This is a genomic window from Glycomyces sp. MUSA5-2 (assembly GCF_037034145.1).
GTDB classification, from domain to species: Bacteria; Actinomycetota; Actinomycetes; order Mycobacteriales; family Micromonosporaceae; genus Glycomyces; species Glycomyces artemisiae.
On record NZ_JBAGKG010000001.1, the window covers coordinates 393,789 to 413,561 of the forward strand.

The 19,773-nt window shown below is 68.6% G+C and carries 17 protein-coding genes; 16 read left to right on the forward strand and 1 reads right to left on the reverse strand.

The window, feature by feature from the left end; genetic code table 11:
- Positions 1-151: 151 nt before the first annotated feature.
- The 15 genes from lpdA (at position 152) to WA640_RS01965 (ending at position 17,042) form a co-directional block, all read left to right on the forward strand.
- Complete coding sequence (gene lpdA / locus WA640_RS01895; RefSeq protein ID WP_106362098.1) at positions 152-1,540, forward strand: dihydrolipoyl dehydrogenase; 1,389 nt, start codon at positions 152-154, stop codon at positions 1,538-1,540.
- Between the two features lie 27 nt (positions 1,541-1,567).
- Positions 1,568-3,307 (forward strand): 2-oxoglutarate dehydrogenase, E2 component, dihydrolipoamide succinyltransferase, encoded by a 1,740-nt coding sequence (gene sucB, locus WA640_RS01900; RefSeq protein WP_335985817.1) that lies wholly within the window; start codon positions 1,568-1,570, stop codon positions 3,305-3,307.
- 193 nt (positions 3,308-3,500) lie between these two features.
- On the forward strand, positions 3,501-3,932 hold the full coding sequence (locus WA640_RS01905) for a hypothetical protein (RefSeq protein ID WP_106362096.1): 432 nt from the start codon (positions 3,501-3,503) through the stop codon (positions 3,930-3,932).
- Positions 3,933-4,035: 103 nt separating this feature from the next.
- Positions 4,036-5,007, forward strand: a complete 972-nt coding sequence (locus WA640_RS01910) for a hypothetical protein (RefSeq protein WP_335985818.1) — start codon at positions 4,036-4,038, stop codon at positions 5,005-5,007.
- Positions 5,004-5,957 (forward strand): phosphotransferase, encoded by a 954-nt coding sequence (locus WA640_RS01915; protein ID WP_335985819.1) that lies wholly within the window; start codon positions 5,004-5,006, stop codon positions 5,955-5,957. The genes WA640_RS01910 and WA640_RS01915 overlap by 4 nt, the downstream gene beginning before the upstream one ends.
- A 56-nt stretch (positions 5,958-6,013) precedes the next feature.
- A complete protein-coding gene (locus tag WA640_RS01920; protein WP_335985820.1) occupies positions 6,014-6,829 on the forward strand; it encodes a class I SAM-dependent methyltransferase in 816 nt (271 codons plus the stop codon).
- 144 nt (positions 6,830-6,973) lie between these two features.
- On the forward strand, positions 6,974-7,249 hold the full coding sequence (locus tag WA640_RS01925) for a hypothetical protein (RefSeq protein ID WP_335985821.1): 276 nt from the start codon (positions 6,974-6,976) through the stop codon (positions 7,247-7,249).
- A 55-nt stretch (positions 7,250-7,304) separates the two neighbouring features.
- A complete protein-coding gene (locus WA640_RS01930) occupies positions 7,305-7,742 on the forward strand; it encodes a MarR family winged helix-turn-helix transcriptional regulator (protein WP_335985822.1) in 438 nt (145 codons plus the stop codon).
- Positions 7,743-7,757: 15 nt separating this feature from the next.
- A complete protein-coding gene (locus WA640_RS01935) occupies positions 7,758-8,339 on the forward strand; it encodes an isochorismatase family protein (protein ID WP_335985823.1) in 582 nt (193 codons plus the stop codon).
- A gap of 75 nt (positions 8,340-8,414) precedes the next feature.
- Positions 8,415-9,206, forward strand: a complete 792-nt coding sequence (locus tag WA640_RS01940; protein ID WP_335985824.1) for an HNH endonuclease — start codon at positions 8,415-8,417, stop codon at positions 9,204-9,206.
- A gap of 85 nt (positions 9,207-9,291) precedes the next feature.
- The gene (locus WA640_RS01945; protein ID WP_335985825.1) at positions 9,292-10,254 is read left to right on the forward strand and encodes a NaeI family type II restriction endonuclease; all 963 of its coding nucleotides are present in this window, start codon (positions 9,292-9,294) and stop codon (positions 10,252-10,254) included.
- A 73-nt stretch (positions 10,255-10,327) separates the two neighbouring features.
- Complete coding sequence (locus WA640_RS01950) at positions 10,328-10,756, forward strand: very short patch repair endonuclease (protein WP_442904650.1); 429 nt, start codon at positions 10,328-10,330, stop codon at positions 10,754-10,756.
- 76 nt (positions 10,757-10,832) lie between these two features.
- Entirely contained in the window at positions 10,833-12,176 is a 1,344-nt protein-coding gene (locus tag WA640_RS01955) for a DNA cytosine methyltransferase (protein ID WP_335985826.1), read from the forward strand.
- A 107-nt stretch (positions 12,177-12,283) separates the two neighbouring features.
- Complete coding sequence (locus WA640_RS01960) at positions 12,284-13,924, forward strand: FAD-binding dehydrogenase (RefSeq protein ID WP_335985827.1); 1,641 nt, start codon at positions 12,284-12,286, stop codon at positions 13,922-13,924.
- Between the two features lie 301 nt (positions 13,925-14,225).
- Positions 14,226-17,042, forward strand: a complete 2,817-nt coding sequence (locus WA640_RS01965; RefSeq protein WP_335985829.1) for a transglycosylase domain-containing protein — start codon at positions 14,226-14,228, stop codon at positions 17,040-17,042.
- Between the two features lie 60 nt (positions 17,043-17,102).
- Here WA640_RS01965 and WA640_RS01970 read toward each other — a convergent pair whose 3' ends face one another.
- Positions 17,103-18,344, reverse strand: a complete 1,242-nt coding sequence (locus WA640_RS01970) for an amino acid deaminase/aldolase (RefSeq protein WP_106362085.1) — start codon at positions 18,342-18,344, stop codon at positions 17,103-17,105.
- A 92-nt stretch (positions 18,345-18,436) separates the two neighbouring features.
- Here WA640_RS01970 and WA640_RS01975 point away from each other — a divergent pair, with 92 nt between their 5' ends.
- Positions 18,437-19,759: a D-arabinono-1,4-lactone oxidase gene (locus WA640_RS01975; protein ID WP_335985831.1), complete on the forward strand. Its 1,323-nt coding sequence runs from the start codon at positions 18,437-18,439 to the stop codon at positions 19,757-19,759.
- The last annotated feature ends 14 nt before the right edge of the window (positions 19,760-19,773 follow it).

Sequence of the window (19,773 nt, forward strand, 5' to 3'; positions counted from 1 at the left end):
GTGTCCAGCCGCACACGAACTTGACTTTCCGAAGCTCCCAGCAAGCGGTTGAATGGTGTTGCACACTCCAAGCACCGGGTCTGGGCGACCACGAGACGCGCCCGGTGGAAGGATGGGCAGCGAACCTAAGCATCGTTAAGTGGGGAGAGCAATGAGCGACCCGAACGCAGGATACGACGTCGTCATCCTGGGCGGCGGCAGCGGCGGCTACGCGGCGGCGTTCCGCTCCGCTGAGCTGGGCCTGAAGGTGGCCCTGATCGAGAAGGACAAGGTCGGCGGCACCTGCCTCCACCGCGGCTGCATCCCCACCAAGGCGCTGCTCCACGCCGGCGAGGTCGCCGACACCGCCCGCGAGTCCGAGCAGTTCGGCATCCTCGCGGAGTTCAAGGGCGTCGACATGCCCGCGGTGAAGAAGTACAAGGACGACGTCGTCTCCAAGCTGTACAAGGGCCTCCAGGGCCTGGTCAAGGCCCACAAGGTCGACTTCATCCAGGGCACCGGCAAGCTCGTCGGCCCGAACGCGGTGCAGGTCGACGGCGGCCAGACCGTCACCGGCAAGAACGTCATCCTCGCGACCGGCTCGTACTCCAAGACCCTCCCCGGCCTGGAGATCGACGGCGAGAAGATCATCGCTTCTGAGCACGCGCTCGAACTGACCGAGCTGCCGAACAAGGCCATCGTGATCGGCGGCGGCGTCATCGGCGTCGAGTTCGCCTCCGCCTGGAAGTCGCTGGGCGTCGAGGTCGAGATCATCGAGGGCCTCCCCCGCCTCATCGCGGCCGAGGACGCCGACTCGTCCAAGCAGCTGGAGCGCGCGTTCCGCAAGCGCGGCATCAAGTTCCACACCGGCAAGTTCTTCGAGAAGGTCGAGAAGACCGCCTCGGGCGTCCAGGTGACCATCCAGGGCGGCACCGTCGTCGAAGGCGACATCGTGCTCGTGGCCGTCGGCCGCGGCCCCGTCACCGCGAACCTCGGCTACGAGGAGCAGGGCATCACCCTCGACCGCGGCTTCGTCCCGGTCAACGAGCACCTCCAGACGAGCGTCCCCGGCGTCTACGCCGTCGGCGACATCGTCCCCGGCATCCAGCTCGCGCACCGCGGCTTCCTCCAGGGCATCTTCGTCGCCGAGCACATCGCGGGCCTGAACCCGGCCGTCATCGACGAGACCGGCATCCCGCGCGTCACGTTCACCGAGCCCGAGGTGGCCTCCATGGGCCTCAACGAGGACAAGGCCAAGGAGAAGTACGGCGCCGACAAGATCAAGTCGGTCAACTACAACCTCGCGGGCAACGGCAAGTCGAACATCCTCAAGACCCAGGGCTTCATCAAGCTCGTGGCGGTCGAGGACGGCCCGATCGTCGGCGTCCACATGGTCGGCGCGCGCATCTCCGAGCAGATCGGCGAAGCGGAGCTGATCTACAACTGGGAGGCGTACGCGAACGACGTCGCCCAGCTGATCCACATGCACCCCACCCAGAACGAGGCGATCGGCGAAGCGGCGATGCTGCTGGCCGGCAAGCCGCTGCACGCCCACGACTAATCCACAACCGCAGGAGTTGAACGAACGATGCCGACATCGGTAACGATGCCCGCTCTCGGTGAGTCGGTCACCGAGGGCACTGTCACCCAGTGGCTCAAGAAGGAAGGCGACACCGTCGAGGTCGACGAGCCGCTCCTGGAGGTCTCGACCGACAAGGTCGACACCGAGGTTCCTTCCCCGGTTGCCGGCGTGCTGCTGAAGATCGTGGTCCCCGAGGACACCGACGTCGAGGTCGGCGGCGAGCTCGCCATCATCGGCGACCCGTCCGAGGCCGGCGGGGACGCCCCCGCGGCCCCGGCGCCCGCGCCCGCCCAGGAGCCGCTGCCCGAGCCCGAGGCGCCGAAGGCCGAGGCCGCTCCGGCCCCCGCCGCCGAGCCCGAGCCCGCCGCGGCCCCCGCTCCGGCCGCCGCGTCCGGCACCGAGGTGCTCCTCCCCGAGCTGGGCGAGTCCGTCACCGAGGGCACCGTGACCACTTGGCTCAAGGCCGTCGGCGACACCGTCGAGGTCGACGAACCGCTGCTGGAGATCTCGACCGACAAGGTCGACACGGAGATCCCGTCCCCGGCCGCCGGGACCCTGCTGGAGATCCGCGTCGCCGAGGACGAGACCACCGAGGTCGGCTCCGTGCTCGCGATCATCGGCTCCGGCGACACCGCCGCTGCCGCCCCGGCCCCGGCTCCCGAGCCGACGCCCGCGGTGAAGTCCGAACCGGAGCTTGCTCCGGCTCCGGCGCAGGCCGAGTCCACGCCGACCGCCCCGGCCCCGGCCGCCCCCGAGGTCGCCGAGGCCCCGGTCAGCGCCCCGGCCCCCGCGGCCCCCGCCGCGCCCGCGTCCAAGCCCTCGGGCTCGTACGTGACGCCGCTGGTGCGCAAGCTCGCCGCCGACAACGGCGTCGACCTCGCGCAGGTCACCGGCTCCGGTGTGGGCGGACGCGTCCGCAAGGAGGACGTCCAGGCCCTCATCGACGCCAAGAAGGCCGAGGCGCCCGCGCCCGCCGCTGCCGCCCCGGCGAAGGCCGCCTCGGCCCCCGCCGAGGTCAGCCCGCTGCGCGGACGCACCGAGAAGATGTCGCGCCTGCGCCAGGCCGCCGCCAAGGCGCTGCTCCAGTCGATGCAGACCACGGCGCAGCTGACCACGGTGCGCGAAGTGGACGTCACGAAGGTGGCGAAGCTCCGCGCGGCCAAGAAGGACGAGTTCCTCGCCCGCCACGGCGTGAAGCTCTCCTTCCTGCCGTTCTTCTCGATCGCCGCGATCGAGGCGCTCCAGCAGTACCCGGTCGTCAACGCCACCATGAACATGGAGGAGAAGACGATCACCTACCCCGAGGCCGAGCACGTCGGCTTCGCGGTGGACACGCCGAAGGGCCTCATCGTCCCGGTCGTCAAGAACGCCGGCGACCTGAACATCCCGGGCCTGGCCAAGCGGATCGCCGAGATCGCCAAGAAGGCCCGCGACGGCGGCCTCGCGCCCGACGACCTGTTCGGCGCGACCTTCACCATCACCAACACCGGCTCGGTCGGCGCGCTGTTCGACACGCCGATCGTCCCCGTCGGGCAGTCCGCGATCCTCGGCACCGCCGCGATCGTCAAGCGCCCCCGCGTGATCAACGACCCCGAACTGGGCGAAGTGATCGCGGTGCGCTCGGTCATGCACCTGACGCTGAGCTACGACCACCGCCTGATCGACGGCGCCGACGCGGCCCGCTACCTCGAAGCGGTCACCAAGCGCATCGAAGAGGGCAACTTCGAGCACCAGCTCGGCCTGTAAACAAGATCCACAGGGGCGCGGCGGGAGTCATTCCCGCCGCGCCCCTTGGCGTTTCAGAAGTTACCAGCGAGGAACATGACCCATCCGCAAGTTTCCTCCCCAAACCACGCCGATTACCCGTAACCGGAATCTCGTGTCTTCGTTGTTCCTACAACCCACCTTTTGTGACCCCACGCGGAAGTTAGGAACTCGAATGTCGATCGAGTACAACGAACTCCTCGCCATGCTGATGGAGACCCGCCCCGAATTCGCCACAGAGCTGTACAACTTCACCGACGGCCCCGACCTCCCCGACTACGACGACATCGCCATCAGCCGCAGGACCCTCACCCTCCCCGAACAGCAGGGCCGCCTGCGCGTGTGCGTGGCCGCGGCCTACTCCAAAGGCGGCGAGCGCGTCATCGCGCTCCTCTTCGACGCCGTCCTCGAACCCGATCCGGCGCAGGCGGACTCGTGGCTCCAGTTCATGACCGACGCGCAGCGGGCGCTCAGCTGCATGGTGGCGTTCGTGGTCCTGTGCCGCGACGCCAGCACCGCCCGCTGGGCCCTCACCCGCAGCGAAGTCGGCGACATCGGCTGCTATGTACTGCCCGTGGTCATTCCATCCTTGCTCGCGAGCGCCTAGAATAGACCCCGGCCCTCGCAGCCGCCCCCACCACGGCCGCGAGGGCCCCTTCCTTCCCCCTAAACCGATTGCGGCCCCGCTGAACTGCGGCCACACTCTCCACATGCCCCGATTCGGACCCCCGGTCCCCTACGACGCCACCGCCGACCGCGCGGGCTGGGAGACCCTCCCGGAACCCGTGCGCGCCATCATCACCGGGGAACTCGGGACCCCGCCCGCCGACATCCGCACGGCCGGAGGCGGCTTCGGCAGCGCCTTCGCCGCCCGCGTCCGCTCCGAGACTGGCGCCGAACTCTTCATCAAGGCCGCGGGCCCCGACCGCCCCTGGGCCCTCGCGGCCTCCCGCCAGGAAGCCCGCATCAACACCGCCCTCCCCGCCGCCGTCCCGGCCCCCCGCCTGGAGTTCGCGGCCGACATCGACGACTGGAGCGTCCTCGGTTTCGAAGCGGTGCAGGGCAAAGCCCCGACGCTCCCGATGACCCCGCACGACCTCGACCTGATGCTGCAAGCCTGGGCCGACGCCGCCGAAGCCCTGACCCCGGCGCCGCGGTCACTGCTCGACATCGGCGTCACCGCCCGGCCGGTCGGCCCCGAGCTGCGCCAGTTCGCGTCCATCGACGCGGGCGAGATCCCCCCGTTCCCGCTCCCGCCGGCGTTCGAGGGCCGCATCCCCGAACTCGCGGCGATCGAGCAGGACATCGACGCCGCCCTGACCGCCGACTCCGTCATGCACTTCGACCTGCGCCCGGACAACATGATCGTCGGCGCCGATCAGGCTTGGATCTGCGACTGGAACTGGGTCGGCGTCCACTCGACCTGGTTCGACACCGCGTGCTTCCTCATTGCGGCCCACGGCGACGGCCACGACGCCGACGCCCTCTTCCGCGACCACTCCACCGCCGTCGGCGTCACCGACGACGACCTCGACACCGCCCTCGCCTCGATCACCGGCTACTACCTCAGCCGCTCCGCCGAACCCCCGCTCCCCAACACCTCCTCCCACCTCCGCGCCCACCAACGCTGGAGCGGCCTCGCGGCCGCCGACTGGCTCGCCCGACGGCGCGGATGGTCATGAGCCGCTTCGGACCCGCACCGAGGATCGACGCCACCGCGGTCAGGCCTGCGTACACGGACCTGCCGGTCCCGGTGCAGGAACGCGTGCAGCGCGAACTCGGCGGCGCTCCGGCCCACGTCGGCATCGCGGGTGGCGGCTTCACGAACGGCTTCGCGGCCCTCCTCCGGTCCGACTCGGGCGCGGCGCTGTTCGTGAAGGCGGCAGGCCCGGACTCGCTCCACCGCCCGGCCTACGAGGCGGAAGCGCGGCACACGGCCGCGCTCCCTGCGAAGGTGCCGGCGCCGAGGGTCGAGTTCGCCGCCGACGTCGACGGCTGGGCCGTGACCGGATACGAAGCGCTCCAAGGCGTCCCTGTGGCGCTCCCGATGAGTCCGGAGACCGTGCGACTGCTGCTCTCCACATGGGCCGATGCCGTCGAAGCCCTCAACCCGCCCCCAGAGGCGCTCCGGGGCCTCGCCGTCAAAACCGGCAGGAGTCTGACGGCGTTCCGCGACGTCGCCGCGGGTGCGCGGCCGTTCCCGCTCCCTGCATCGCTGTCCGGCAGGCGCGACGAACTCGCGGCGCTCGAATCCCGGATCGACGAAGTCCTCTCATCGGCCGAGATCGCCCACACCGACCTCCGTCCCGACAACATGATCGTCGGCGAGGGCCGGGCCTGGATCTGCGACTGGACCTCGCCGAGGCACATGGCGCCGTGGGTCGACACGGTGCTGCTCCTGCTCACCGCCCACGCCGACGGCCATGATGCCAACGCCCTCTTCAGGGGCCATCCGACCGCCGCCGAGGTCTCGGACGAGGAGCTCGACACCGTGCTCGCGGCCATGTCGGGCGCGCTGCTCCGAGGCTGGCGCGACCGCCCCGCAGGTCTCCTCTCCCCTGCGATCGACGACCACATGCGCTGGAGCGGCCTGGCGGCCGCCGACTGGCTCGCCCGGCGCCGCGGGTGGTGACCACATAATGAAATCGGTCTCCCATTAGCTGATACAGCAGAGGTAGTCTCTGCGGCATGGCACACGAGACTGCGAAGTACATCCACGGCCACCACGAATCGGTGCTGCGCTCGCACGCTTGGCGCACGGCTGAGAACTCGGCGGGGTACCTGCTCCCGTATCTCAAGACGGACCACACGATCCTCGACATCGGGTGCGGGCCGGGCACGATCACTGCGGACTTCGCGGAGATCGCGCACGACGGGCAGGTGACCGGGGTGGACTACGTCGCGGACATCCTGCCGAAGGCCGAGGCCGCGGTGGCCGAGCGCGGGCTCACGAACACGAGGTTTGAGCAGGCCGACGTCCACAGTCTCCGGTTTCCGGATGACACGTTCGACATCGTCCATGCGCACCAGGTGCTCCAGCACGTGAGCGATCCCGTCCAGGCCCTGCGCGAGATGCGCCGCGTCGCGAAGCCCGGCGGCCTGATCGCGGTGCGCGACAGCGACTACGCGGCCTTCACCTGGTTCCCGGAGTCGGAGGGGCTGACCGCCTGGCTCGACCTCTACGAGACCGTCGCCCGCGCGGGCGGCGGCGAGCCCGACGCCGGCCGCCGCCTCAAGTCCTGGGCGCTGAAGGCCGGGTTCCCTGAGACGGCGATCGAGGCGACCTCGTCCACTTGGACCTTCTCCGACGAGCCTGACCGCACCTGGTGGGGCGGCCTCTGGGCCGACCGCAGCCTCCACTCCGACTTCGCGAAGCAGGCCCTCAACGGCGGTCACGCCACTGCCGATGAGCTCCAGGCGATCTCCGACGCCTGGAAGGCCTGGGGCGCCGCCGAGGAGTCCTGGCTGATGATCCCCCACGGCGAGATCCTCTGCCGCGCATAGGTTCCTGTGAACCGGGCAGACAAGAGCCCGGTTCACGGGGAGACCCTGACCACAGCGTCCCAATTTCTCACTCAAAACTGTCGGTAGTCATCCATACCCTCTAAGTTGTCGCAAGTACAACTGCACACCCAGAGGAGCAACCCGATGGAGACACCCAAGGCCGAATACCCCGAACTCGATCAACTCGCCGACGCCATCACCGCCCTCGCCGGGGCGCGCCACCGCATCCCGCTGACGCAGCTTCTACGGGAGACGGCCCTCAACGTGCTGATCCTCTCCCGCATCGCCACCAACCGCCTCCCCGACAAGCTCCGCAAGGACGACGTCGAGGCCGCGGCCGACCACCTGGTCACCCAACTCCGCCACGCCGCATGGGAGCTCCCCCCACCCCCGATCCAACTCCCCGGCCCGCCGCAGTAGCCCAAACTCTTCAAGCTAGCTTGATAAAGAAGACTTGAACAACTAAGCTCTTCCCATGCCAAGCCCAGAAGACTCATCGTCGAACATCGCCCGCGACCTGCGGGCGGTGTTCGGCCGCCTCTACCGGCGCTTCAAGGAGCTCTCCGACAACCAAGGACTCACACCGTCCCAGGCCTCGCTCCTCAGCCGCCTCGGCAAGGAAGGCGACGCCTCGGCCAGCGCCCTCGCCGCCGCCGAACGCATCCGCCCCCAAGCGGTCGTCCCCACCCTCGCCGCCCTCCAGGAACGCGGCTTCATCGAACGCCGCCCCGACCCCTCAGACGGCCGCCGACTACTCATCTCCCTCAGCCCCGCCGGCCGAACCATGTTCCAAGGCGCCCAGCAAGAGGGCGACGAATGGCTGACCCAAGCCATCCAAGACCGCCTCACCCCGGCAGAGCGAACCACCCTCGTCGAAGCCCTCAAGCTCCTCGAACGCCTGACCACCGACTAGAAAGCACCCAGCGAAATGCCGATCACCGAGCTCGACGAGAGAACCGCGCTCCTCATCATCGACCTGCAAAAAGGCAGCGAGTCACGCCCTACCGCCCCCCACAACCTCACCGACGTCGTCGCCAACTCAAAGAAACTCGCCGCAGCCTTCCGAGCCCGCAACCTCCCGGTCTTCCTGACCCGCTTCACCATCGACCCCGACGGCCCCTCCCCGACCCCAGGCCGTACCGACCTCGGCCCCCGCGCCTTCCAACCCCTACCCGAAGGCTGGGACACCCTCATCGACGGCCTCGCCCACCCTTCCGACACCATCATCACCAAACGAACCTGGGGCTCCTTCCACGCCACCGACCTCAACCTCCACCTCCGCCGCCATGCCATCACCCACCTGGTCATCACCGGCATAGCCACCACCCTCGGGGTCGAATCCACCGCCCGCTCCGCCCACGAACACGGCTACAACCTCACCATCCCCACAGACGCAACAACCGACCTCACCACCGAATCCCACACCCACGCAACAACCAAGATCTTCCCCCTAATAGCCGAAACCGGCACCACAGCAGAAGTCCTGGCCACACTCAAAACCCTGCGCTGACCTGCGCAGATTTGAGACAGGCGTTCGGATGCCCGCGTTGAGGATTGCGGTCTCCAGCGCGGTAGGTTCTTCGGCATGACAGGACCAGGAAGCCACCAGCACCCGCCTCATGCGTACGCGAGCCGCGGCGTGCTCTGGTGGGACCTCCTTCACTGGCCCGGGACGCGGAAACGGATCGGTGACGAGGTCCGGATCGCGGCCTGGCTGGCGTCGAACAAGGGCATCGGCGACCTTTTCACGACCGACGAGCTGCGCGAAGCGCTCGGCAGCGGCGGCGAGCGGAACACCAAGGAGCACTTTCAGCGGCGGATCCGGGAGCTGCGCAGCAAGCGGTACGGCTGGGAGCTCCCCTCAGCCAAGTACGAGCACGGTCTCCCCCAGGGCTCCTACCGAGTGGACCTGGTCGGATGGCATCCTGCGCTCGGGCCGAAGCCGTCGGCAGAGACGGCGGTCTCCGCAGCAACGCGCCGCCGAGTCCTCGAACGCGACCACGGGCGGTGCTTCTTCTGCGGGATTGCAGCGAAGGAACCCTATCCTGACGATCCGCTGCGGTCCGCAGTGATGACGGTCGGCCACATTGTTCCCGCCGAGCTTGGCGGCAGCGGCACAGACTCGAACCTCCGCGCAGAGTGCTCCAGGTGCAACGAGAGCTCCCGCTCAAGCACACTCCCGCCGGAGAGCCTCGAAAGCGTTGAAATCGATGTCCGCCGCCTCACCCAGACCGAGCGGAAGCAGTTTCTGGAATGGGCCGCAAGCGGCCGCCGCGAGAGGACCCGGGTGGACGCCGTGTTCGACCGGTACAGGCACCTTACTCCAGGGGATCAGGCAGATCTGGTGGCTCGTCTGCGCAGCAGCAGCGTCCGCTGACACCTCCGGCGTGCGGTTCCGGGCTCCGCACATTCGCGCAGAGCACCGCGATGCCCGCTCGCCTTCATGGCATACGCTCTCGAAGGTGAGCCTGCACGCACCTGAGAACCTCCCGGCCTTCGAACCGCGCTCCCTTCAGTTTGACCCCCAAGTCGAGCGGGTCAGAGCCGAGCTGCTCAAGATTGACCCGGACGGCGCCCGGACTGCAAGTGTCATCAGAACATCGATCGACATGCTTTACAACGGCAGGTACACGGGGCGCTTCCGCTGGGATCAGCTCTTCAAGACAGAGAAGACGCATGCGGGGACGCTCCTGGAGATCAACCTTCAGCGCGAGTTCGAGTTCGAAGACGGCGACAGCATGGACTTCAAGATCGCCGGCATCGACATCGACTGCAAGTACTCGCAGAAGTCGGGCAGCTGGATGATCCCGCCCGAGGCTGTCGGGCACCTGTGCCTGCTGGTCTGGTTCAATGACCAGTCGAGTCGATGGGAGCTCGGAGTAGTGAGGATCGATGAGCGGATCCTTTCCTACGGCAAGAACCGGGATCTCAAGCGGACCATTCGAAGCGACGCCCGAGAAGCGATCTCCTGGATTCGCAGGGATGCGCCCCTTCCCGAGAATGTCTTGCTCAAGCTGTCTGACGACGATATTGACGCGATCTTCGTCAAGCTGGCCGGAAAACGACGCGGCCAAAAGCGGGTCAATGAGCTGTTCAGGCGGGCGCAAGGCCGTCTTGTCAGCCGTACTGCGATCGAGACTGCCGGAATGCAGGATGATCCTCTGAGACGAGTGCGATACAACGGCGGGGCCCGAACCGACCTGCAAGGCGAGGGAATCGTGATCTTCGGCGAGTACAAACTCCATCAAGCCATGGCTCGCGACCTCGGTCTCCCTGTCCCGGGGAAAGGCGAGTTCGTCAGTGCCAGACTCACTCCATATCGCGAACACGTCGGCCTCGGCAGAGTCTCTCTCGATGGAAGCGACTGGATGCTGGCATCTGCAGAAGACCCAGTCGTAACGGCTCCAACGATTCCCAAGGGATGAAGGCAGCATACAGACTGAGGAGTGGAAGGCCCCTGAAGGCTCCTGGGCCTCTTCAGCAGGCAACCGCAAGAGCATGCTCGGGAACCGGAACCGGGACACGTCTCCGGAGCTGGCGCTGCGGAAGCTCGTGCATGCGGCCGGATTGCGGTACCGCGTCGCGGCGAAGCCGCTTCCGAAGATGCGGCGCACCGCGGACCTCGTGTTCAGGCCGACGAAGGTGGCCGTGTTCGTCGACGGCTGCTACTGGCACGGATGCCCGGACCACTTCGTGCTCCCCAAGACGAATCCCGATTACTGGAAGGCCAAGATCGGCCGCAACATGGAGCGGGACCGCGAGACCGATGCGCAGCTCATCGCCGCGGGGTGGCTGGTCCTCCGCTTCTGGGAGCACGAAGCGGCGGATCAATGCGCGTCTGCGGTCTGCCGGGAGGTAGTCTCTCGCAGGCAAAGCTCCGTGAAACCGAAGCCGGCCGCCGAGGCGACAGAGGCTGAATTGTCGTAGGTGCCGATTACCCTTCGTGAGCATGTCCGGACATTCGACGCAGAGCGCCATGTACATGGCTCGGGAGGGGATTTGCATGTCGGAAGAAGAGCAGAAACGCAGGCTCGAAGTCGTCGAGATCTGCGCCGGCGCGGGCGGGCAGTCGCTCGGACTCCACTTGGCGGGGTTCAAGCACAAGCTCGCAGTCGAACTCGACCAGACTGCAGCAGATACCCTGCGGAATAACCTGAGCGAGCGGGAAGAGGACTGGGATGACGACACCGTCCGAGTAGGGGATGTCGCCGACCCGTCCGTCTGGAACCCCGAGGACTACAAGGGCGTCGACCTGCTGGCCGGAGGCGTTCCCTGCCCGCCTTTCAGCGTCGCGGGCAAGCAGCTCGGCGCGAACGACGAGCGCGACCTCTTCGCATGGGCGGTCGAGCTGTGCGGAACAGTCCAGCCCAAGGCCCTGCTTCTCGAGAACGTACGAGGGCTCAGCGCCAACCGCTTCACCGGCTACCGCCAGCATGTCCTCGACCGCCTCTACGAGCACAAGTACATCGGCCGCTGGGAGCTGCTGCACGCGGCAGACTACGGCGTCTCGCAGCTCCGCCCCAGATTCGTACTTGTAGCGCTGCAGGAAGAGTATGCCGAGTACTTCAAATGGCCGGAGAAGCACACCACCAAGCCTCCTACCGTCGGGGAACTGCTCGCAGACCTCATGAGCGACAGGAATTGGGAAGGCGCCGAGGAGTGGGTCCGCAAAGCCAACGACATCGCCCCGACCATCGTCGGCGGGTCGAAGAAGCACGGCGGTGCGGACCTGGGGCCTTCCCGCGCCAAGAAGGCGTGGTCGGACCTCCACGTCGATGCCTGGGGAATCGCCGACGAGCCGCCCGGCCCAGGATTCAAGCCCTCCCCGAGGACAAAGGGCGAGGAGGTGAAGGGCCCCAAGCTGACGATTGAAATGGTCGCCCGCATCCAGGGCTGGTACGGCAAGGACTACAAGTGGGAGTTCTCCGGCAAGAAGACCAGCCAGTACCGCCAGATCGGCAACGCCTTCCCGCCGCCTGTCGCCAAGGCAGTCGGGGAAGCAATCGCCAGCGCGCTTCGCAAGGAGCACAAGCAGACGCTGTTCGAGCACGAGAACCAGGTCTTCGACCCCGTCTACAAGATCCTCAAGAAGGAGAGCGAGAAGAAGGTCCGCCGCTACCTCGACGCGGAGAAGATTGCCGGTCTCCTGGAACGGGAGGGCACCCGTTTGAGCCTGGCCGAAGTCGAGCAGCGGCTGGTGCACCTGGGCCATGACTTCGAGCTTGAGAGCACCGAGCGGAAGAGTGGAGCCATCGCTTACCGGCTCGGGGAGTTCAAGGCGTTCCTCGGGCAGGACGACCACCAGCGGCACGAGCTGTTCTCGCAGCACCGGACCAGAATCAGCTGATCTGCGGCATAACCGTCCCGCCTCGATTCGCGATCTTATTGACGGTCATCATTCCGCCTGGTATATCTGCGCTACGCGTCGGTAACAGGCTGGAAGGTGGTTGGGCGATGGACAGTGACGTCGTTGTCGTCGGGGGTGGGTTGGCGGGGTTGGTTGCCGGCTCTGAGTTGGTGCGGTTGGGGAAGACGGTCACGGTTGTCGATCAGGAGGGCGAGCAGTCGCTTGGGGGGCAGGCGTTCTGGTCGTTCGGGGGGTTGTTCCTGGTCGATTCGCCGGAGCAGCGGTTCATGGGGATCAGGGACTCGCGGGAGCTGGCGTGGCAGGACTGGGTCGGGACCGCGGGGTTCGATCGGGATGAGGACGCGTGGCCGCGGAAGTGGGCCGAGGCCTACGTGGATTTCGCATCGGGCGAGAAGCGGGCGTGGCTGCACTCGTTGGGGGTGCGGTTCTTCCCGGTGGTGGGGTGGGCCGAGCGCGGGGGGTATACGGCGCAGGGGCATGGGAATTCCGTGCCGAGGTTCCATATCACCTGGGGGACCGGGCCGGGGATCATCGAGCCGTTCGTCAGGTTGGTGAGGCAGGCCGTCAGCAATGGGCGGTTGCAGCTGAAGTTCCGGCATCGCGTCGATCGGCTGGAGGTCGAGGGCGGGCGGGTCATCGGGGTCTCCGGGACGCTGCTTTCTCCTGACGAGTCCGCTCGCGGGGTGTCGACGAGCCGGGAAGCGCTCGGGGAGTTCTCCATCAGTGCCGGGGCGGTCATCGTTGCCTCCGGGGGGATCGGCGGGAATTTCGATCTGGTGCGGCAGAACTGGCCGGAGCGGTTGGGGACGCCTCCAAAGCGGCTTATTTCCGGAGTGCCAGCGCATGTGGACGGGCGGATGCTGGGGATCGCCGAGGACGCCGGGGCGGAGGTGATCAATCGGGATCGGATGTGGCATTACACGGAGGGGATCGAGAACTGGGATCCGATCTGGCCCAAGCACGGGATCAGGATTCTGCCGGGGCCGTCGTCGCTGTGGCTGGACGCGACGGGGCGCCGGTTGCCCGCTCCTTACTTCCCGGGGTTCGACACGCTCGGGACCTTGGAGCACATCATGACGACCGGGCACGAGTACACCTGGTTCGTGCTCACGCAGAAGATCCTGGAGAAGGAGTTCGCCCTGTCGGGGTCGGAGCAGAACCCCGATCTGACGGGGAAGGACGTCAAGCTGCTGCTGAAGCGGGTGCTGCCGGGGGCGCCAGGGCCGGTGGAGGCGTTCAAGAAGCACGGGGCCGACTTCGCGGTGGCTCAGACGCTGCCGGAGCTGGTGGCGAAGATGAACGCGATCACCGGGGAGGGCCTGCTGGAGTACGAGACCGTGCGGGCGGCGGTCGAGGCGAGGGACGCCGAGATGGGGAACAAGTTCACGAAGGACTTGCAGGTGACGGCGTTGAGGGGCGCCAGGAATTACCGGGGCGACAAGCTGATCCGGGTCGCGTCGCCGCACCGGCTGCTCGATCCGAAGGCGGGGCCGCTGATCGGGGTGCGGCTGAACCTGCTGACGAGGAAGACGCTGGGCGGGCTGCACACCGACCTCGACGGCAGGGTCCTGAAGGCCGACGGGGAGCCGCTGCCGGGGCTGTTCGCGGCCGGGGAGGCCGCCGGGTTCGGCGGGGGCGGGATGCACGGGTACCGGTCCCTGGAGGGGACGTTCCTGGGCGGGTGCCTGTTCTCGGGACGGCAGGCCGCCAGGGGTGCCGCGAAGTAGCGGGTGAAATGGGTCACGGGGACGGAACGCCGTGATCGGCGGTGGTGTCCGGAATGTCGCCGCAAGGGGCGGTACCAGGCGCGGTGGGACGGCAGCAGAGTCGCACCGGCGGTCTAAGGTGGGCGATAAGCGGCCTTCCTCACCCGCGAATCCGAGCACTCCTCGCCTACTGGGCGTGGTCCGCTAGCATCCAAGGTTCTGCGGGTGCCGGCCGGACCCACCACCCTTCGGCAGCGCTCGCCGAAGCCGACTCGGACCGCGCGTCGAGGACCGGCACCTCACAACTCGTGGATGGTTGAGCATGAGCGACGTTTACCGCCCCGCCCAAGGCCCCTCGGCCGGACCTCCCGGACCACCCGCAGGGCCTCCGGCAGGGCCGCGACCCGGCTTCCAGGCGAGCCCGCCGCACGGGCTCCCGCCGGGCCACGGCGCACCGCCGCCGCCGATGGGCCCGCCCGCCGGGCCGCCGCCCGGACCGCCCGCAGGGGCCCCCGCCGGTCCCCCGCCGGGCCCCGCGGCAGCGGGCCGCGCCGGGGTCGGGCGCGCCTCCGTCGTCGGCGCCGCCAGGCCGAAGTCGGGCCCCGGAACCCCACCGCCGGGCGGCAAGAAGCGGAAGAAGAAGATCTCGGTGCGCCGCCGCCGCGTCTACGCGGCGCTCATCATGGTGTGCCTCATGATGCTCGGCGCGGTCACGGTGGCCGGCTCCTGGTTCTTCCAGAACGTGCCCGCCCCGCAGGACCTCAAGTTCGGCGAGTCCACCTCGATCGCCCTCTCCGACGGCACGGTCATCGCCGGATACGGCGAGTACACCCGCAAGCTCGTCGACACCTACGAGGAGCTGCCCGACCAGGTCGTCTGGTCGCTGCTCGCCCTGGAGGACAAGGACTTCTTCGAGCACGACGGCGTCGACTACAAGGGCACCATGCGCGCCCTGGTCAACAACGTCACCGGCGGCGACACCCAGGGCGCCTCCACGATCAGCCAGCAGTACGCGGGCATGGTCATGGAGATCCGCGACGACCTCTCGTACGGCCGCAAGGCCCGCGAAGCCGTCATGGCGATGAAGCTGGAGCAGCAGTACTCCAAAGAGGACATCCTCCTGCACTACCTGAACCTGAACTTCTACGGCCGCGGCACCTACGGCATCGCCGCCGCCTCCCAGATCTGGTTCGGCGTCCCCGTCGAGGACCTCACCTGGGGCCAGGCGATGACGCTCGTCATGCAGGTCAAGGCCGGCGACGGCTCCTTCGACCCGCTGCTGGCCGGCGAGGACAGCACCGCGCCCCTCGACCGGTGGACGCACGGCATGGAGTCGCTGCTGACCATGACCGACGACCTCAGCGAGGACCAGCTCGCGCAGGTCCAGGCCGAACTGGACGCCGGGATGCCCGAGACCCTCGCGGCCCTGGAGAACCCGGGCACCTGGGGCCACGAGGCGGCGACCGGCTTCATCACCAACCCGAACGACGGCTACATCTGGGACGAGCTGGAGAGCCGCTACGGCCTCACCCAGAACGACTTCTACGGCAAGGACGCGGGCACCGGCGGCTACACCGTCGAGCTGACCCTCGACCCGCAGATCCAGGAGCTCGCGTACTCGACCGCCAGCCGCGGCGACCTCAAACGCGTCGAGGACGACGAAGGGAACATGCTCAACGCCGACGGCGAGATCGTCGACGACGTCAACGAGGCCGAGGTCTACCTCAATGACGACGGCTTCTCCGAGTTCATGAACACCAACGACAACGCCGCGCTCGCCGACCAGAACAAGTCGATGGCCGACGCCGTCGTCGCCGTCGAGCCCGGCACCGGCCGGGTCCTCGGCTACTACGGCGGCGAGAACGGCCTCGGCGTCGACAAGGCCGGGATCGAGAACCCGCACCCGCCCTCGTCGACCTTCAAGATGATCACCGCGGCCACCGCCATCGAGCACGGCGCGTCGATCGACTCGTGGTGGACCTCGGACTCGCCGCGCGAGTTCGACACCCTGGAGGGCATCGGCGACGGCACCATCTCGAACGCGGGCCGCAACGAGAGCACGGACCGGACCCTGACCCAGGCGCTCCGCGACTCGCGCAACACGCCGATGTACCAGATCGCCGAGAAGTACGGCGCCACCGCGATCCTGGAGAACGCCATCCAGATGGGTCTGCGGACCTTGAGCCAGAACGAGGACGGCGTCGCCGTCACCTACAAGTTCTACATCGAGGACGACGGCACCATCACCTACTCGCGGCACGGCACCCGCGAGAACGAGGACGGCAGCTTCGCGACCGACTCGAACGGCAACGTCGACCCGCTCGCGCCGCTCGACGAGGTCAACGAGGACGGCTCGCCCGTGCACACCCCGCTCGACCTGGAGTCGCCGAACTCGCCGTTCTACTACCACATCTCGTTCGGCCAGTACCCGACGTCGGTGAAGGACATGGCGACCGTGTACGCGACCATCGCGAACGACGGCGTCTACAACGAGACCCACTTCGTCGAGCGGGTCCTCGACCGCAACGGCAACGAGGTCCCCGAGATCCGGCCGCTGGAGCAGACCGAGGCGATGGACGCGAGCATCGCCCGCAACCTCCAGTGGGTCGGCTCCGAGATCGAGGGCGACGGCGGCGCCGTCGACAATCCCTACACCGGCAAGACCGGTACCTGGGAGGCCAACTGGGAAGGGTACGACAGCGCCAACGCCCACACCTGGTACGTCGGCGCGATCAAGCAGCTGAGCATCGCCACCTGGGTCGGCAACGCGACCGCCGAGTCGGCGCCGCTGCTGAACAAGAACGGCGGCACCGACAACATCTTCGGTGGCACCCTGAGCTACCCGGTCTGGAAGCAGTTCATGGACGGCGCCATCGAGGCGAAGCAGTACGAGAAGGTCCCCTGGACCGAGGCCGAGCACATGGGCAGCGCGATCGTCGACGGCATCGTCAACGAGGACGGCACGATCGACGCGGACAGCCCGTACTGCGCGACGGCCACCGGCCAGGCCGACTCCCGCTGCGGCGTCCCGACGCCGCCGGGAGGCGGCGGGAACGAGGAGTGCACGCCGATCATGGAATGGCTGGGCCAGTGCACCACCGGCGGCGGCGGGAACGGCAACGGCGGCCGCGACGACTAGCGCGACGTGAACGGGCCCGGCGGGAGTGACCCCGCCGGGCCCGTTCGTTCGCGTTGCGGCTCAGACGAACGCGCGGCCCTCGCCGCGGTAGGTCGGGACCTCGTCGACGACCTCGCCGCGCCGGATCAGGTGGATCGTGTTGACGCGCTCGGCGAGCTCCCCGGCCTTGGCGTGGCGCATCCAGATGCGGTCGCCGATGGCGAGCGCGTCGGCGGCGCGGCCGCGCAGGGGCGTCTGGACCTCCCCGGCGCCCTCGGTCTTGGAGTAGCGGAGCCCGGCGGGGAACGCGGGCTTGGGGAGGCGGTCGGGGCCCGGGACGCCGGAGGCGATCCAGCCGCCGCCGAGGGCGGTCACGATGCCGCGCTTGGGCCTGCGCACGACGGGGAGCGCGAAGAACGCGGCCGGGAGCGGCCGGATCGAGCGGTAGCCGTCGAACAGAGCGGGCGAGTAGAGGCCGGACCCGGCCGCGATCTCGGTGACCGACGGGTCGGCGGCGGTGGAGGCGACCGAGCCGGTGCCGCCGCCGTTGACGAATTCGAGGTCGGTGACGCGGCGGACGGCGGCGACGGCCTCGGCGCGGCGCTCGGCGAGCTCGGCTTTGGAGACGGTCTGCATGAGCCGCACCAGGGGCGAGCGCAGCGCAGCGGCACTGAAGGCGTCCTGGACGCCCGCGATCTGGCCCTCGTAGCCCATGATGCCGACCAGGCGCACACCTGGGCGCTTGTCGATCTCGTGGGCCAGGTCGAGGGCCTGGTCGGGGGTGCGGACCGGGGACCGGTAGGCGCCGATGTGGATGCGGCCGCCGAGGAGTTCGAGCGAGACGTCGAGTTCGAGGCACAGGCGCAGCGGCCGCGACGGGCTCGGCTCGACGTGCCGGGCGAGGAAGTCGAGGTGCTCGACGGAATCCACCATGAGGGTGATGCGGCGGGCGAGGCGCTCGTCGGCGGCGAGCGCGCGGAGCGCGTCGGTGTCGGCGGTGGGGTAGGCGACGACGACGTCGTCGAACTCCTCGGCCAGCCACAGGGCCTCGGGGAGCGTGAACCCGAGGATGCCTTTGAAGCCGGGCTGGGCGAGCGCGCGCCGCATGAGCGGGCGGCAGCGCAGCGACTTGCTGGCGAGGCGCAGCGGTTTGCCGATCGCGTTGCGGCGCAGGATGGCCGCGTTGGTGTCGAACGCGTCCAGATCGACCGCGGCGAACGGGGGCTGTATCCCCCGCGTCGCCCGGTTGAGGACGTCGAACCGCTGGTCGGCGGCGCCTTCGACGGCGGCCCCTGGCGAGCCCGTTGCTTCCTGATAGCCCATCCGACTTCCCTTCCGCAGGTCAAGTGGGGTTAGATGAAAGCTACCGTGAAGTACACCTCGTATTCAACAGAGCCGTTGGAAGGACCGCCGCCATGGGGACCCCCGTCGCCGAGAACGCACACTGGCAGAACTGGTCGCGCACCGAGGGCGCCGAGCCGGTGCGGACGGTGCGCCCGTCGACGTCCGAGGAGCTGGCGGCCGCGGTGGCCGCCGCCGCGGAGGACGGGCTGCGGGTGAAGGCGGTCGGCTCGGGGCACTCGTTCAGCGCGATCGCGGTGCCCGAGGGCGTGCGGGTGGACATGGGCGGGCTCGACCATGTCGTGGCGGCGGACGCGAAGTCGGGGCTGGTCACGGTCGAGGCGGGGATGACGCTGGCGGCGCTGAACACGGTCCTGGACGCGCACGGGCTGGCCCTGGAGAACATGGGCGACATCGACGCGCAGACCGTCTCGGGGGCGATCTCGACGGGGACGCACGGCACGGGCGACCGGTACCGGGGCTTCGCATGGCAGGTCAAGGGCCTGAAGCTGGTGCTGGCGAGCGGCGAGACGGTGCAGTGCACGGAGTTCGAGCGGCCGGAGCTGTTCGCGGCGGCGCGGCTGGGCCTGGGCGCGGTGGGGGTGATCGCGGAGGTGACGCTCCAGTGCGTGCCGGCGTTCCGGCTGCACGCGGTGGAGCGGCCCGAGCGGCTCGGGGCGGTCCTGGAGGGCCTGGACGAGCTGGTCGCGGAGAACGACCACTTCGAGTTCTACTGGTTCCCGCACACGGACCGGACGCTGACGAAGCGGAACAACCGGCACGCGATGTCGGAGCCGTCGCGGGCGCCGAGCCGCCTGTCGTACTGGTGGAACGAGACGTTCACGGAGAACGCGCTGTTCTCGGCGAGCAACCGGGTCGGGGTGCGGTTCCCGTCGATGGTGCCGCGGCTGAACCGGGTGGCGGGGCGGGTGTGGAGCGCCCGGGAGTACACGGACCGGTCGCACCGGATCTTCACGTCGCCGCGGACGGTGCGGTTCCGCGAGATGGAGTACGCGCTGCCGCGGGAGGCGCTGCCGACGGTGCTGCGGGAGCTGCAGGCCATGGTGGAGCGGGAGGGGCACACGGTGTCGTTCCCGGTGGAGGTGCGGTTCGCGGCGGCGGACGACATCTGGCTGTCGACGGCGCAGGGGCGGCGGACGGCGTACGTGGCGGTGCACCAGTTCTTCCGGCACGACCACGTGCCGTACTTCCGGGACTGCGAGGCGGTGTTCGACGCGGCGGAGGGGCGCCCGCACTGGGGGAAGATGCACACGCTGGGCGCGGAGCAGCTCTCGCGGCGGTACAAGCACTTCGAGGACTTCCGGCGGGTGCGCGACGAGGTGGACCCGGAGCGGCGCTTCGCGAACGCGTACCTGGAGCAGGTCCTGGGGGCCTGACGCGGGTTCGGGAC

Bases quoted from the DNA above. Each gene is read 5' to 3' on its own strand.
- lpdA (WP_106362098.1), top strand. From the start codon at position 152: ATGAGCGACCCGAACGCAGGATACGACGTCGTCATCCTGGGCGGCGGC.
- sucB (WP_335985817.1), top strand. From the start codon at position 1,568: ATGCCGACATCGGTAACGATGCCCGCTCTCGGTGAGTCGGTCACCGAG.
- WA640_RS01905 (WP_106362096.1), top strand. From the start codon at position 3,501: ATGTCGATCGAGTACAACGAACTCCTCGCCATGCTGATGGAGACCCGC.
- WA640_RS01910 (WP_335985818.1), top strand. From the start codon at position 4,036: ATGCCCCGATTCGGACCCCCGGTCCCCTACGACGCCACCGCCGACCGC.
- WA640_RS01915 (WP_335985819.1), top strand. From the start codon at position 5,004: ATGAGCCGCTTCGGACCCGCACCGAGGATCGACGCCACCGCGGTCAGG.
- WA640_RS01920 (WP_335985820.1), top strand. From the start codon at position 6,014: ATGGCACACGAGACTGCGAAGTACATCCACGGCCACCACGAATCGGTG.
- WA640_RS01925 (WP_335985821.1), top strand. From the start codon at position 6,974: ATGGAGACACCCAAGGCCGAATACCCCGAACTCGATCAACTCGCCGAC.
- WA640_RS01930 (WP_335985822.1), top strand. From the start codon at position 7,305: ATGCCAAGCCCAGAAGACTCATCGTCGAACATCGCCCGCGACCTGCGG.
- WA640_RS01935 (WP_335985823.1), top strand. From the start codon at position 7,758: ATGCCGATCACCGAGCTCGACGAGAGAACCGCGCTCCTCATCATCGAC.
- WA640_RS01940 (WP_335985824.1), top strand. From the start codon at position 8,415: ATGACAGGACCAGGAAGCCACCAGCACCCGCCTCATGCGTACGCGAGC.
- WA640_RS01950 (WP_442904650.1), top strand. From the start codon at position 10,328: ATGCTCGGGAACCGGAACCGGGACACGTCTCCGGAGCTGGCGCTGCGG.
- WA640_RS01955 (WP_335985826.1), top strand. From the start codon at position 10,833: ATGTCGGAAGAAGAGCAGAAACGCAGGCTCGAAGTCGTCGAGATCTGC.
- WA640_RS01960 (WP_335985827.1), top strand. From the start codon at position 12,284: ATGGACAGTGACGTCGTTGTCGTCGGGGGTGGGTTGGCGGGGTTGGTT.
- WA640_RS01965 (WP_335985829.1), top strand. From the start codon at position 14,226: ATGAGCGACGTTTACCGCCCCGCCCAAGGCCCCTCGGCCGGACCTCCC.
- WA640_RS01970 (WP_106362085.1), bottom strand. From the start codon at position 18,344: ATGGGCTATCAGGAAGCAACGGGCTCGCCAGGGGCCGCCGTCGAAGGC.
- WA640_RS01975 (WP_335985831.1), top strand. From the start codon at position 18,437: ATGGGGACCCCCGTCGCCGAGAACGCACACTGGCAGAACTGGTCGCGC.